10 protein-coding genes are annotated in these 14,305 nt (G+C 59.5%); 3 read left to right on the forward strand and 7 right to left on the reverse strand.

Annotation, left to right across the window (positions count from 1 at the left end; translation table 11 throughout):
* Positions 1 to 53: 53 nt before the first annotated feature.
* On the forward strand, positions 54 to 2,117 hold the full coding sequence (locus AC07OO_RS05950) for a hypothetical protein (protein ID WP_495081129.1): 2,064 nt from the start codon (positions 54 to 56) through the stop codon (positions 2,115 to 2,117).
* Between the two features lie 174 nt (positions 2,118 to 2,291).
* Here the strand turns inward: AC07OO_RS05950 and purH are convergent, their stop codons facing one another.
* The 3 genes from purH to dusB all read right to left on the reverse strand — a co-directional run bounded on the left by purH (position 2,292) and on the right by dusB (position 5,259).
* A complete protein-coding gene (purH, locus tag AC07OO_RS05955; protein ID WP_495081130.1) occupies positions 2,292 to 3,893 on the reverse strand; it encodes a bifunctional phosphoribosylaminoimidazolecarboxamide formyltransferase/IMP cyclohydrolase in 1,602 nt (533 codons plus the stop codon).
* Between the two features lie 77 nt (positions 3,894 to 3,970).
* Entirely contained in the window at positions 3,971 to 4,207 is a 237-nt protein-coding gene (locus tag AC07OO_RS05960; RefSeq protein ID WP_495081131.1) for a helix-turn-helix domain-containing protein, read from the reverse strand.
* Positions 4,204 to 5,259 carry a tRNA dihydrouridine synthase DusB gene (gene dusB, locus AC07OO_RS05965; protein WP_495081132.1) on the reverse strand — a complete coding sequence of 352 codons (1,056 nt, stop codon included), beginning with the start codon at positions 5,257 to 5,259 and terminating at the stop codon, positions 4,204 to 4,206. Before dusB ends, AC07OO_RS05960 begins: the two co-directional genes overlap by 4 nt.
* 273 nt (positions 5,260 to 5,532) lie before the next feature.
* On the opposite strand from dusB, the gene AC07OO_RS05970 reads away from it, so the two are divergent.
* Positions 5,533 to 6,006: a YqaA family protein gene (locus AC07OO_RS05970; RefSeq protein ID WP_495081133.1), complete on the forward strand. Its 474-nt coding sequence runs from the start codon at positions 5,533 to 5,535 to the stop codon at positions 6,004 to 6,006.
* A 28-nt stretch (positions 6,007 to 6,034) separates the two neighbouring features.
* Here the strand turns inward: AC07OO_RS05970 and AC07OO_RS05975 are convergent, their stop codons facing one another.
* From AC07OO_RS05975 to AC07OO_RS05990, 4 genes are all read right to left on the reverse strand, one after another.
* The gene (locus AC07OO_RS05975) at positions 6,035 to 6,931 is read right to left on the reverse strand and encodes a DMT family transporter (protein WP_495081134.1); all 897 of its coding nucleotides are present in this window, start codon (positions 6,929 to 6,931) and stop codon (positions 6,035 to 6,037) included.
* A gap of 19 nt (positions 6,932 to 6,950) precedes the next feature.
* On the reverse strand, positions 6,951 to 8,042 hold the full coding sequence (gene ychF / locus AC07OO_RS05980; RefSeq protein ID WP_495081135.1) for a redox-regulated ATPase YchF: 1,092 nt from the start codon (positions 8,040 to 8,042) through the stop codon (positions 6,951 to 6,953).
* A gap of 255 nt (positions 8,043 to 8,297) precedes the next feature.
* Positions 8,298 to 9,110: a hypothetical protein gene (locus tag AC07OO_RS05985; RefSeq protein WP_495081136.1), complete on the reverse strand. Its 813-nt coding sequence runs from the start codon at positions 9,108 to 9,110 to the stop codon at positions 8,298 to 8,300.
* Positions 9,107 to 12,196 carry a glycosyltransferase gene (locus AC07OO_RS05990; RefSeq protein WP_495081137.1) on the reverse strand — a complete coding sequence of 1,030 codons (3,090 nt, stop codon included), beginning with the start codon at positions 12,194 to 12,196 and terminating at the stop codon, positions 9,107 to 9,109. Before AC07OO_RS05990 ends, AC07OO_RS05985 begins: the two co-directional genes overlap by 4 nt.
* A 321-nt stretch (positions 12,197 to 12,517) precedes the next feature.
* Here AC07OO_RS05990 and AC07OO_RS05995 point away from each other — a divergent pair, with 321 nt between their 5' ends.
* A complete protein-coding gene (locus tag AC07OO_RS05995; RefSeq protein WP_495081138.1) occupies positions 12,518 to 14,275 on the forward strand; it encodes a 7TM-DISM domain-containing protein in 1,758 nt (585 codons plus the stop codon).
* The last annotated feature ends 30 nt before the right edge of the window (positions 14,276 to 14,305 follow it).

A 14,305-nucleotide genomic window follows, 5' to 3' on the forward strand; every position in this document is an offset into this window, starting at 1 on the left:
TTGGCGGGAGCTGGCCAACCATCAACCTCCATGAGGTTCCTACACACATACCCATGACAATGCCTTTCCCTCGCTGCACTGTCGCCTTGGTTTTGGTGCTCGTTGCACTCCCAGGCGTTGCGGTTGCAGGACTCAAAGAAGGCGAAGCCGCCTTCCAGAATAAAGAATTTACAGCAGCGTTTCAAGAGCTGCTACCCGTGGCACAAGAGGGCGATGCCCTGGCCCGGCGCCTGATTGGGAACATGTATCTGAATGGCACGGGTGTTGGCACAAACACCGACGAAGCTGCCAAATGGCTGCGCCTATCGGCCGAGCAAGGCAATGCGGAAGCCATGAACGACCTGGGGCGTATCTATGTGCAGGGCCAGGGCGTTGAACAAAATTTCCGGGAAGCCGAAAAGTGGTTTCGCAAAGCCCGCCCGACGCTGCCCAATGCAGAGCCGGTAGCCACTGCACCGAATCCTGGGAGCAGCGAATGGAGGCTGGACGGTGCAGAAGTCGCCAAGGCATGCAAACAAACACCACCCGAAATGCCACGTGCAGCCATTCAAAGTGAGACCGTGGGCACGGTTATGGCCAAGCTTCTCCTCCTAGATGGCAAGCCCAAAGACGTCATCGTCATCTCTGGCCCCCGGGTTTTTCATGAAGCAGTTCGAAAAGCCATGCTGCAGTATGAGTGCAGGGTGCCATCCGGTCTGGTCGTAGCACAGCAAGAGTTTGTCTTCACCCTTGATCCGCCAAAAGACCACTACGTTGTGCGCCAAGCCGCTCCCTTGTTTTCGGTGCACCCCCCGGCTTTTGGCGCTGGCTGGCGAGGGCTCAGTGAAGAGCAGCGTCACACCGTGCGCGGGCAATATCCTGGCCTGACAGACCAGGATGAGCCCCCCTACCCTATCGAGGGCATGGGCCAGCTGCTGGAAGATTTGCGCCTAGCCGCAGAATACCTCCGTGTTCAAGGGCGGCTGCGGATCACGGCAAGCATCAACGGTCATGGCAGCTTGGAATCCGTCACCATCCAAGACAGCCCCAGTCCTGAATTGAACAAGCACGCAGAAGCTATCCTGCGCCGCACAGCGTTCAAAGGCAGTGTCTGCGGCGGTCGCCCTTGCACCAGAGACCTGCCCATTGACGCCGACATCTCCAGCTTTCGCGTTGGCGCAGGTACCACCGATCTTGAAGGATTGACCGCAGCAGCCAATGGTGGCGATCCCTCCGCCCAAAGCAAATTGGGAGAGCGCTACGAGCATGGAAACGGCGTATCCAAAGACCTTGCCCAAGCGGCTCTTTGGTACCGTCGATCCGCAGAGCAGGGGTTCGCGCCAGCCCAGACCAACTATGCGTGGATGCTGTCGAATGGTCTAGGCGTTGCGAAGGACTTGAACGAGAGTGTCAGATGGCTCCAAAAATCTGCAGCCCAGGGGCATTCCCGGGGCATCAACAACTTGGGCGCAGCCTTTGCAAATGGACAGGGTGTCAAACAAGATTGGAGCAAGGCTTTCGATCTGTACCACTTGGCTGCCAAGCAAGGTAATTCCTTGGCCCAGCGCAATCTCGCTGCGGCCTATGCTGCTGGGCAAGGCGTGCCACAGGATTTGGCATTGGCGGTCGAATGGTGGCGGAGATCGGCAGACCAAGGAGACGCGTCCAGCCAATTCTCCATGGGCGTCGCCTATAGGCATGGCCGGGGCGTTCCTGTTGACATGGCGGAGGCTTTCAAGTGGTACCAGAAGTCTGCCAGCCAAGGCAATTCGTCTGGACAAAACAATCTCGCCGACGCGTACGAAAACGGCTACGGTGTCGACGTTGATTTGGCGCAAGCGCTGAAGTGGTACAGCATGGCCGCGGCAAAGAAGAACCCCACCGCGATCTACAGCTTGTCGCGCATGTATGCCAGCGGCCGGGGCGTGGAGAGAGACGACGAGAAGGCCTTGGAAATGTTGAAAGAAGCCGCGACGCTGGAGCAATCCGCGGCCCAATTTGACTTGGCTCAGACCTACGCGGAAGGCAAGGGCGTAGAAAAGGACATGGGCGTGGCAGTCCAGTGGTACCGCAAGGCAGCAAAAAGGGGCTCAAAGGACGCCAAGGCCAAGCTTGAGGCATTGGGCTTGGCCGATTAACTGCTCTTCTCCCCGCGCGCCCATTCGACTTCCAGGCAAAGGAATCCGAGCAGCAATAGTGGCTTAAAAAACTCCTAATTTAGGAGCACTCCAGGCAATGCTGACGAGGGCTAGACCCACTTTTGTCTCGCCTGTTGCTGCATAAAACCCATTTCGGGGTTTATGGCTGCATTTCTAATGCCGGAAGTGCCGCACGCCGCTGAACACCATGGCCACGCCGCGCTCGTTCGCAGCATCTATGACCTCCTGGTCGCGCATGGAGCCACCGGGCTGGATGATGCAGGTGGCGCCGTGATCGACCACCACATCCAGGCCGTCGCGGAAGGGGAAGAAGGCGTCGCTGGCCACTGCCGTGCCGGCCAGTGACAGGTTGGCGTGGCCGGCCTTGATGGATGCGATGCGCGCGGAGTCCAGACGGCTCATCTGGCCGGCGCCCACACCCATGGTCATGCCGCCCTTGCAGAAGACGATGGCGTTGGACTTGACGTATTTGGCCACCTTCCACGCAAACAGCAGGTCTTGCAATTGCTCGGGCGTAGGCTGCAAGGTGGTGACCACCTTCAGGTCGCTCAGGGCCAGCTCGTGGTTGTCCGCGGTCTGCAGCAGGATGCCGGAGCCGATGCGCTTCATGTCGATGGCATTGCGGCCATTGTCCCAATCGGTGGCGCCACCCTTGGGCAGGTCGATCTGCAAGATGCGCACATTGACCTTGGTCTTGAAGACTTCCAGCGCCGCAGCGGTGAAGCTAGGGGCCATCAGCACTTCGACAAACTGTTTGGCGATCTGCTGCGCCGCGGCTTCGTCTAGCTCACAGTTCAGCGCGATGATGCCGCCGAAGGCAGACGTGGGGTCGGTCTGGAAGGCCTTGCTGTAGGCCTCCAACGCGTTGGCACCCACGGCCACACCGCAGGGGTTAGCGTGCTTGACGATGACGCAGGCGGGCGTATTGGTGAAGCTTTTCACGCACTCCCAGGCCGCGTCGGCATCGGCAATATTGTTGTAGCTCAGTTCCTTGCCTTGCAATTGTTTGGCGGTGACCAGTGAGCCGGGTGCAGGATAGAGGTCGCGGTACAGCGCGGCCTGCTGGTGGCTGTTTTCGCCGTAGCGCAGGTCCTGCACCTTGATGAAGCGGCCGTTCGATTGGCCGGCAAACAGGTCCAGCTTGGGAGCTGCGTCACCCGCGGGCACCGTGTCACCAATCTGGATGGCGGACAGGTAGTCGCTGATGGCGCCGTCGTACTGGCTGATGCGGTTGAAGGCGGCAATCGACAAACCCAGCTTGGTCTTGTCGCTGACTTTGCCGTCGGCCTTCAGCTCGGCAATCACCGTGGCGTATTGCGATGCGTCGGTCAGCACGGCCACATCTTTCCAGTTCTTGGCGGCGCTGCGCACCATGGCCGGGCCGCCGATGTCGATGTTCTCGATGGCGTCTTCCAGCGTGCAGCCTGCTTTGGCCACCGTGGCTTCAAACGGGTACAAATTCACCACCAGCACATCTATGGTGTCGATCTTGTGCTCGGCCAGCGCGGCCATGTGCGCGGGCACATCACGGCGCGCCAGCAGGCCGCCGTGCACGCGGGGATGAAGCGTCTTGACGCGGCCGTCCAGCATTTCGGGGAAGCCGGTCATCTCGGCCACTTCGGTCACGGGCAGGCCCTTGTCGGCCAGCAGTTTGGCGGTGCCGCCAGTGGACAGCAGTTTGATGCCCTGGGCGTGCAGCGCCTGGGCGAGTTCGACGATGCCGGTTTTGTCGGAGACAGAAAGAAGTGCGTTCATGGTGTGGAAAGCGAGCCAGAGTTAAGAATTCGGGGGAGGCCTGGCAGCAGCTTGCCGCACGAAGGCAAGTGTGGGTGTCAGTCGATCAGCCGGTGTTCCAGCAGCTTTTTGCGCAGGGTGTTGCGGTTCAGGCCCAGCCATTGGGCGGCCTTGGACTGGTTGTGGTCGGCTTGGGCCATGACCACTTCGAGCAAAGGCTTTTCCACCGCGCGAACCAACATGTCGTGCATGCCACCGGGTTCGGTGCCACGCAGGTCTCTAAAGTAACTTTCCAGACTGGTGCGTACGCAGTCTTCAATGAGCTTCTTGCTCATGGTGTTGCAAATTCCATGGTGTTGTCTCTTCCTCTGATACCGGCCGTCATCTCCTTGTGGGGGATGCGGTCCGTGTGTTCGTTGAGTGTGTCCAAAAAATGTTCTACGGCTGCCACCTGGGCCATGCTGTTGTCCAAGGCATTCATCTGGCCGCGGAAGGTTTCGCCGCCGGGCAGCTCGCGCACATACCAGCCAATGTGTTTGCGCGCGGAGCGCACGCCGATGAATTCGCCATACAGGCTGTAGTGGTCGTGCAGGTGTTCGACGAGCAGGCGTTTGACTTCGCTGACCAGCGGCGGCGCGAGGTGGGTGCCGGTTTCCAGAAAATGTGCAATCTCGCGGAAGATCCAGGGTCGACCCTGGGCGGCACGGCCGATCATGATGGCGTCGGCGCCGGTAGCCTTCAAGACAGCCCGTGCTTTTTCAGGCGAGGTGATGTCGCCATTGGCCACCACCGGTATGCGCACGGCCGCTTTGACAGCGGCCACGGTGTCGTATTCGGCGTCACCTTTGTAGCCCTGCTCGCGTGTGCGGCCATGCACGGCCAGCATCTGCACGCCAGCGCTCTCGAAGGCGCGGGCCAGCACCACGGCATTCTTGTGGGCCTGGCACCAGCCGGTGCGCATCTTCAAGGTGACAGGCACGTTGTGCGGTGCGCAGGCGGCGACCACGGCTTCAACGATGGACAGGGCCAAGGTCTCGTCCTGCATCAGCGCCGAGCCGGCCCACTTGTTGCAGACCTTCTTGGCCGGGCAGCCCATGTTGATGTCGATGATCTGGGCGCCGCGTTCGACGTTGTAGACAGCGGCGTCGGCCATCATCTCTGCCTCGGTGCCGGCAATCTGCACGGCAATCGGGCCGGGCTCGCCCGCGTGGTTGGCGCGGCGCGAGGTTTTCAGTGAATCCCACAAATCGCGGCGTGAGGTGACCATCTCACTGACCGCATAACCCGCACCCAGGCGCTTGCACAACTGGCGGAACGGCCTGTCCGTCACACCCGCCATGGGTGCGACAAACAAGGGATTCGCCAACGCGAAGTGACCGATGCGCATCTGAAATTTCTTTGGAGTATGGGGTGGGGCCGAGGCAAGCGTGTCGCGGGCCGGCCGCCATTCTAGCTGCTTAAAATTTCAGCAATTGAAATTCTTGCAGAAATGTTTCCAAGTGTGGGACGGTTAGTGCTCTCGCGCGCACCAACGCAACCGCCAACCCGGCTGATGCACAAGGTGTGCGACCACTCACGCTCGCGATCAAGCCCCAAAAATCGCAGGCCTTAAAACACCCAACCGCCACCCCGTTTGCACCACAAGGTCTACACTGCCTCCATGCCCGCGTGGATAGAACATTTGCTTACCTTGTTGTCGCTGCCGCAGTACAGCCTGACAACCGTTTTTTTGGTCTCCTTCATCTCGGCCACACTGATCCCGCTGGGATCGGAGCCGGTGGTCTTTGGACTGATCCACCTCAATCCCCATATGTTCTGGCCCGTGGTGCTGGTGGCCACGGTGGGCAATACGCTGGGCGGCGCCGTGGATTGGTGGATGGGGTATGGCGCGCACAAGGTCGCAGACAAATACAGCCATTCGCACCACCACACCCGAGCCCTGGACTGGTTGAAGCGGTTGGGCCCCAAAGCCTGCCTGCTGGCTTGGCTGCCCGGCGTGGGCGATCCGCTGTGTGCAGTGGCAGGCTGGTTGCAGCTGCCGTTCTGGCCTTGCGTGGCCTATATGGCGATTGGTAAATTTGCCCGCTACGTCTGCATGACGGTCGCCATGATGGGTGCGGTTGCTATGTTTTAGATAGCAAATAGCGACCATTTGACGAGGGCTAGCGCATCAAAACGATCATGGTCCCCAGCACCGTGGCCGCTGCCCCCCACCATGCACCGGCCGCCGGAGCCCGGCCCAGGCGCCACCACAACAGGGGCAAGACCAGCACCGGCGACACGGAGGACAGGATGCCCACCATGCCCACGTCTCCATGCTTCAGCGCCAGCATCACCAAGCTCATGCCCAGCCCCATGCCTATCATGCCGCTGAGCCCTACCCAGCCCGCGACACGCCAGGTCATGGGGTTCAGCGCCCGGGCTACACCAACACCGGAGCCCAGCAACACCAGATGCGCCACACAGGTGGCCAGCACCCGCAACAGCGTGGCGGCGATGGGGTCGACACCCGCAGCCACCACCGGCTTTGCAATCAACGAGCCCAGGGCTTGGCACAGCGCGGCGAGCAGTCCCAGGGCCACTCCCAAGGGCCAATGCCCGCGCGTCACCTCCAGTGCATGCGATTCCTGCTTGTGTGCGCCCAAGGCCACGGCCATCATCACGCCCGCAACCACCAGCGCGCCGCCCAGCATGGCCTGCGGCCCCATGCGCTCATCCAACACCGCGAAGCCGAGCACGGCACTGAAGCAGGCATGGGTGGCAAACAGAACACCGCTGCGCCGCGGCCCCAAGCGGTTCATGCAGGCAAACAGCGCGGTGTCACCGACGAAGATACCGATCAGGCCGCTGAGGGCCAACGTGCCTGTCGTCTGCCAGGTGAGGCTGTGCCAGCCACCGCTGAGCACCACCACAGGCAGCAGCATCACGAACACCAGCGCCATGCGCCAGCGGGTAAAGGCAAACGCGCCCAGGTAGCGTGCCTGCGGGGCCGACAGCAGGCTGGTGGCAGCCCAACAGGCCGCAGCGCCCAGGGCCAGCCAGTCGTAGGACGGCGTCACGCGCGGTCCAGAATGCGGATCAGGAGCTGAACAGGAAGTTCATCACGTCGCCATCCTTGACGACATATTCCTTGCCTTCGGCCCGCATCTTGCCGGCATCCTTGGCGCCCTGCTCGCCCTTGAACGCGATGTAATCGTCAAAGGCAATGGTCTGGGCACGGATGTAGCCCTTCTCGAAGTCGGTGTGGATGACACCGGCGGCCTGCGGGCCGGTGTCGCCGACGTGGATGGTCCAGGCACGCACTTCCTTCACACCCGCAGTGAAGTAGGTCTGCAGTCCCAGCAGGGTGTATGCGGCACGGATCAGGCGGTTCAGGCCGGGCTCAGTCTGGCCCAGCTCCTCCAGGAACATCTGGCGATCGTCGTCGCTCATCTCGCTCATCTCGGCTTCGAGCTTGGCGCAGATGGCCACCACGGGCGCACCCTGGGCCTTGGCAAAAGCCGTCAGGCGGTCCAACAGAGGGTTGTTAGTGAAACCGTCTTCCGACACATTGGCCACAAACATGGCGGGCTTGGCGGTGATCAGGAAAAACTGCTTGAGCAGCGGCAGCTCTTCTTTGCTGAAGTCCAGCGTGCGCACGGGCTTGGCTTCGTTCAAAGCCACCTGGCATTTCTCCAGGATGGCAACCAGCTTTTGTGCGTCCTTATCGCCCGAGCGCGCCACCTTGGTATGGCGCTGCAAAGCCTTTTCGACAGCACCCAGGTCAGCCAGGCACAGCTCGGTCTGGATGACCTCGATATCGGCAATCGGGTCCACCTTGCCGGCCACGTGGATGACGTTGTCGTCTTCAAAGCAACGCACCACATTGACCGTGGCGTCTGTCTCACGGATGTGGGCCAGGAATTTATTGCCCAATCCTTCACCGGTGCTGGCGCCGGCAACCAGGCCGGCAATGTCCACAAACTCAACGACAGCCGGCACGATGCGCTCGGGCTTGACGATGTCGGCCAACTGCGTCATGCGGGCATCAGGCACTTCAACAATGCCCACATTGGGTTCGATGGTACAGAACGGATAGTTCTCCGCAGCGATGCCGGCCTTGGTCAGGGCGTTGAACAACGTGGATTTACCGACGTTGGGTAGGCCAACGATGCCACACTTCAGACTCATGAAAATATCCTTGTCAATCAGAATTCGGTCTGCCCCTCGGGGACCTCACGTGCACTTGGGCGCAGCGCCCATGCAACGGGAAAACGGGCAAATCCCATCGAACGAGACCGCACAGTCAGGCAGTTGATCGGTCTCGGCTGGGTACTAGGGGGTAAAACGTGATTGTAATGACCCGCCGACCCTGCGACGGGACGCGCCCTTGAGGGTCGCGCCATCCGGCAGGGATTGGGTCAGGATGCCATTGGGGTTTGAGAATCAAAAACTTCGTTTCAGGCGGCCCAGATAGCGCCGCACTCTTGCAAAGAACGTGCTCTTCGGCACATTCGGGATATCCGGCGCTTGGGGTGCACTTTGCACTTGACCTACGCCATAAACAAAATACTTTTCAAGGTCTGACGATCGGCCGCCGATGAACGAGCAGCTTCCCGCAACCGCTACATCGGGATACTTTTGTGCCAGATAGCGAATACCGGAATGGTAGCGTTCCGTGATGTTTCCATGCGAGTAATGCTGGAACGTCAGCGGGAACACCTTGGACGTGATGCCCAGCCTGAATTTCGCATTGATGCAAAAATCCTCGGCGTACAGATCGAACGTCAGATGCTCGTCAAAGCGAAGCTTGGGGTTGTTGCGCAAAAGGGAGGTATGCACCAAGACGCTTTGACAGTCCAGCGTCTCAACTGTCACAGGCTCTGAAATGGGGTGCCCCACTTCAACGGCTCGACTGCCGTCCTTGTTGCTGCAAACATGCCGTCCATAGGGAGCCGGCGAATTGTTTTCGAAGTTGAGCCCAAATGTTCCATACACATGGCTGGGGTCCAGATGATCAATGGCAGACAAGCCGCCCTTTATTTCAAAGTCTTCGTGAACAAATAGCAACCAGCAATCGTCATCCAGATGGCGCGTGATCATCTCGTTGTAAATGGCGGGTAAGCCTCGGTTGTGCTGGCGATTGTCTATGGATACCAAGTCATAGCCGTTGACCACAGCGTTTTCCACAAAGAACCGCTCATACATTGCCGGAGCAATCACGACAGTGATGATTTTGAGTTGGGTCACAGCGTTCATACCTTTTTATTCAGCACTTGGTCACCAAAATGGTTGCCCAGCGTCATGGCGTGCCGCACGCCCCCCAGATGCTGGACATCCTCCTCCGAGGGGTGATCCTGCAGCGCGCCAAACAGCGCCTCGAAGTCACTGGGCTGGAAGAAGTCCAGACTGCCGATCTTTCTATCTTTGACCATTTGCGCAAACTCCAGAATGCCGGACTGGATCTCGGCGGCAATAGCCTGCCGGTTCAACTCCTGCGCACTCTGCCGCACGCTAACGGGCGCATAGCCGCCATCCACTGCCGCAATCCGCATGACACCGTCTTTTGGCGAAGATGTAATTAACTCAATAAGATTCAGGAAGCCGGAAAACCGCGCTTTGTCGCCTTGGAACAGGAAGCCCTTCTTGAAGTCAGCATGCTCCGCGTGGTCGCTGACACCCATATACATTCCGTGCAGCGTCTGGTGGCCACTACCCGACTGCTTCAGCAACTTCACGAGTGCGTTCTGGATAGTTCCTCCCCAACCCACATCCGCAATCACAATGTCGGAGTCTCCAAAGAAATTCACGGCATCCAAATAGTGCAACAGGGTATCCCGCTCGGCATTCGCCTTGGCCAAGATGGATTCCTTGTGACCCATAAGGCAACGCAGAATATCGGGTTCGCTATTGAGAAGCCCCTGCGATTCCAGTTCACTCAACGACGCCTTCAAAGCGTGCAGATCGTCATACCCCAGTCGCTCAATCAGGTCGTCTGCACAGGTAATCCCGATCGGCGTGCTAAACAGCTTGAGCATGTCCTCGTCATCCGCCAGGCGCATCGTACGCAATGAGGGAAAACTCATGCAGCGGCGAGAAGCCCAGACATACACGGCGTCCAACTCGGGGTAAAGCAGGCGATAGACCTGGCTCATGATGTCACCATCGCGCGCGAGGAAAAACACGCGAGAGGTAGAGAGCTTGGCTTGCAAGATACTGCTATTGACAAAGCCGCAGAACGCCGAGACCAAAGCTCCGCCGTAGAAAAACCCGAATTGCCGCCAGTACCCCGGCTTGCTGTCCAGAAAGCCGGACTTCCAGTACCGGAACATGCCTAGTGCAAAGGAAACCCCCAGGCTGTTTTGTTCAACCAAATAAGGGGCCTTGGAGAAGAGAAAGGCGTCGTAACGGTAGAACTCAATACTCTCCAGGTAGTGGTAAGCATCGTATCCATGCTGGCGCGGTTGAATCCAATCGGAAACGTGGTTGTCACCAATATGCAGGGCCTTGCCCACGGAGCCGGGAAGGGCTGATTGTAACCACGCGAAACGGCTGCCATCGCCTTTGATCAAGTCATCCTCCGACGACACAAAAATGTCTTCGTATTGGTTGAACCCGTTCTTATGCAGAATGGCTGCAATGGTCCCCCGGTCAAGGTACATGTCCGAGACAAAGTATATTTTTTTCCCTTTGGAGACAAGCTTCGAATACAAGGCAAACGTCTCAGGGTGCGCTGCGCAGAACGTCAACTCGGTTTCAATCTCACGCCCGAGGTCAGCCCCATAGAACGACCGGTATATCTCAGCCAATGGGATGTCTTTGCGCGAGGCCAGTCTTTCGCGGGCCTCGCGCTCCTGCTGTACGCGCATGCTTTCAAACGCGGCGGAACGCGTTGCATGTCCAATGTGCTTGAATAGATCGACCGGCTTCTCGAACAACCGGATGATGGCAGTGTCGAATACATCCAGAAAAAAATACTCGTACTTGTCCGTGTCGATGGCAGAGAGCGGCCGATAGTCGTGGCGCTCCAGCTGCAACGCCGGGCTGGGTTCCAACCCTTGACCTGAAGGCTGCGGATGTGTTGCTGACGCAACGGCACTCCGTCTGGCCAGCCGCCGCTTCACACCAGACCACCCCTCCTGCAGCGCAAAACGGACGGCATTACCGATTTGTTTGCCAACCGAGTCCCGCCGAAGAAATTGCACCGTGACCCTGGCAAGCAGCGCCGCGGCTCTGAGCTTGCGGCGGGTAGCCTCAACCCAGCGACCAATATGCCGTATAGGCGCGCTCCACCTCCAGCTGGTTGACGACAGAATGTCTTGGATGCTGGCATTCAACATGCCGATCTGCATATCCCGGTGCACGAGCATCCTTTCGCGGTCGACCAACGAGTTTCGCACCGCGGCCAAGGATGCATTCAACTCGGCCACGGTCTGGCTTAGACCGGACACCTGCAACATGTGCCCGTGCAAGGTCTGCTGCAAGTCCGCTATGGCCTGGTGCAACTGGCTGTTCTTCCCCACCTCAGCATTGAACGCATTGCGCACCTCCGCGTTTTCTCTCTCCTTGTCCTCCTGCGCACGCTCCAAGCCAGATGCCAAAAGGTCGACGTTTTCAACATCCCAGGCAGGCCACCATTTACGCCACACCACGGAACGCCGTTGCCTTTGCAGGGGTCTGTGCTCGGCGCGAGACATGCCAGAGTCGCCCAGGAAGGATCGGTACACGGCACTGACACCACCGGTTGAAGCAAAACCGGTGAGCCGCGAAACCTGAAGCCAAAAATCCCAGTCTTCGTAGGTCTCCAACGCGGTGTCAAACCGGCACCCAGCCGCTACGAGATCACGGTTGAAGAGAACCGCATGGATGGGCAAGAAGTTTCCGACCAGCAACTGCGCTGCCGAAAAAGCCTGCTCATATACACCCAAGGTAACGCCTGCGGCGTCGGTTACGCGTGTTCCGGAAAACGCGGCCTTGCAGTCAGGGGAGTCGGCCAAGGCACGGACCAGTGACGCGACGTGTCCGGCGTCGATCAGATCGTCGTCATCCAGAAACATCAGATACTGGCCGCTCGCCTTTTCCAACGCCAGGTTGGCTGCAGCACTCCGATCGAGCCGTCCCCCGGCCCTGATAAACCGAACCGGGAAGCGGCCACACCAGGGATCGACATTTCCATGCCCGTCCCCTTTTGCATTCACCACTACAAGCTCTATGGAGGGATAGGTCTGTGCAGCGACTGATGCGAGGGACTCACGCAAACTCGCACGATCCATGCTGCGGATCAGGACGCTCACCAACGGACTGGCTTCAGATATTTCGTCAGACATCGACAGATCAAGATTCAAGTATTTGGTGTGAAAAATGTACGGCACGCGTGCCAAGCGCGAAAAAGACAGCGCCTATATCCGTCCGAGCAACAGGTCCAATGGCTGGGCGAGCTGTTTGCCCTACTATGCCAACCCATTCCGCAAGCTATGGGTGCCGCGCCCATGGTCACCTGAACCGTTTGTTAGAAATCACAGAAGGCCAGGTCCTTCGAAACATTTGCCGCGACGATACCGACCGTGGTCAAGGCGTTGCACAACGCAGTTTTACCTAGGTTGGGTAGGCCTACAATGCCACTCTCGGACTCATAAAAACCTCTAAAAACGGGGGAGACAAGTGTAATGCCATCCCTGCTAGTACGACTGTTGGTGATAGTTTGCTGCCTGTTTGCTGTTTGCTGCCAGGCTGCTGAACCGCCATCCAACAACGTTCTGGTACTGGATGACAACGCGCCGTCGCTGCAAATCAGCACCGATGTCAGCAGTTGGCTGGATGAGGGCTCGCGTGCCACTATCGATCAGGTTGTCAGCGGTACCGCCAAGTTCAAATCCGAGCCGGCACTGACCCGCTATCCCCTGAACAAGTTCGATACGCTGTGGCTCAAACTGCGGGTCAAGCGGGCAACGGGCTCCAAAGCGCAATGGACGCTGAACCTGCCCCTGCCCTTCCTGGATCAGGTCACGTTCCACCATCCAGACGAGGCCGGCCGCTGGGTCGCCCAGCAGGCGGGGGACATGCTCGCACAAACCGACTGGCACCGGCCTGGCCTCTACCCGGACTTTGATTTTTCCTTGCCGGACGGTTCGACACAGAACGTCTACCTGCAAATCCGCAATTTCAAAGAACTCAGCATCCCGATTCGGCTGGCCGCCGTGCGTGAGCGCGAAATGCAGCGGCAGCAAGAGTTCATTGGCCTGGGCCTGATGTTCGGAGCACTGCTGAGCTTGGCCGTGCTGTCCCTGTTGCGCTATATGGAGCACCGCAAGGCCATCGACGGCTGGGCCGCGTTGTTCGCCCTGCTCATTGCCGCCACGTTGGCGCAGATTTCCGGTGTATTGAATGCCACCATCTGGGCCCACGTGCCGGAGCTGGCCAACTATGCCTCCCACGTCATGCCCGTCATCGCCGTGGGCAGCACGTTGCTGTTCATCCGCAATGTCTTCGTGCTGCATGTGCACTTCCACCGCTACGACCGTTTTCTGTCCTCCGTGGGCTGGGGCACGATCGCCTCGGTCCTGGTATTCGCCGTCGTGGACCGTTTCATTGCGGACCGCGTGTGCGCCATGATCATGCTGTTTGCCGCCGTCATCGGCACCGGCGCCACCGTCCTGAGTTGGCACCAAGGCTCCACCGTGGGCCGCTGGATGATGATTGCGCTGCTACCCCAGTTCTTTGCGCTGACCTATATGCTGTGCGAGACCGTCGGTCTGGTTCCGCTGCTGTGGCAGATGCGCTACCTGACGTCCGCCTGCGTCGCCACCTCCATCCCCATCCTGATGTATGCCCTGACCCAGCTCACGCATGACCGTAAGGAGTTGGTGGTGCGGGCCAACCACCTGCCCACCCAGGATGCGCTGACCGGGATGCTGACCCCCGAGGTGTTCCAGACCCATCTGGAGGGCGCCGTGCAACGCGCCATAGACCACCGCGAGCCACTGGCCCTGGTCATGGTGCAGGTCACCAACCACGAGCACATCCGCGAGGCCTACAGCGACACCACGGCCGAACAATGCCTATTGCGGGCTGTCGTCAAGATCCAGCGCATCCTGCGCGATGTGGATCCGGCAGGCCGCGTGGGCACGGCACAGTTTGGCCTGCTGATGGAAGGCGTCACCACGCGCCAGGCCCTGACCGAGCGCATGGTCAAGCTGATAGGCTCGGGCCTGATCCCCCTGCCCGGGCTGGTGCCCGAGGTAACGCTGCATTTCCAGGCCGCCTGCGTGCTGCTGCATGAAAACCCCGTGCCCCCCGAGCGCGTGTTGAACGATCTGCGCGATCTGCTGGCCGACATGTCACCCAACACCCGGCGCCCCATCCGTTTTCTGGAAGCCCTGCCCACGCAGGCATCGGCCTGGGAAGCCCCGACGGACACACCCTAGTGCCATCCACAAGCCCCCGGGCGCGTGGAT

The sequence above is a fragment of the Rhodoferax sp. GW821-FHT07G04 genome (assembly GCF_059418585.1).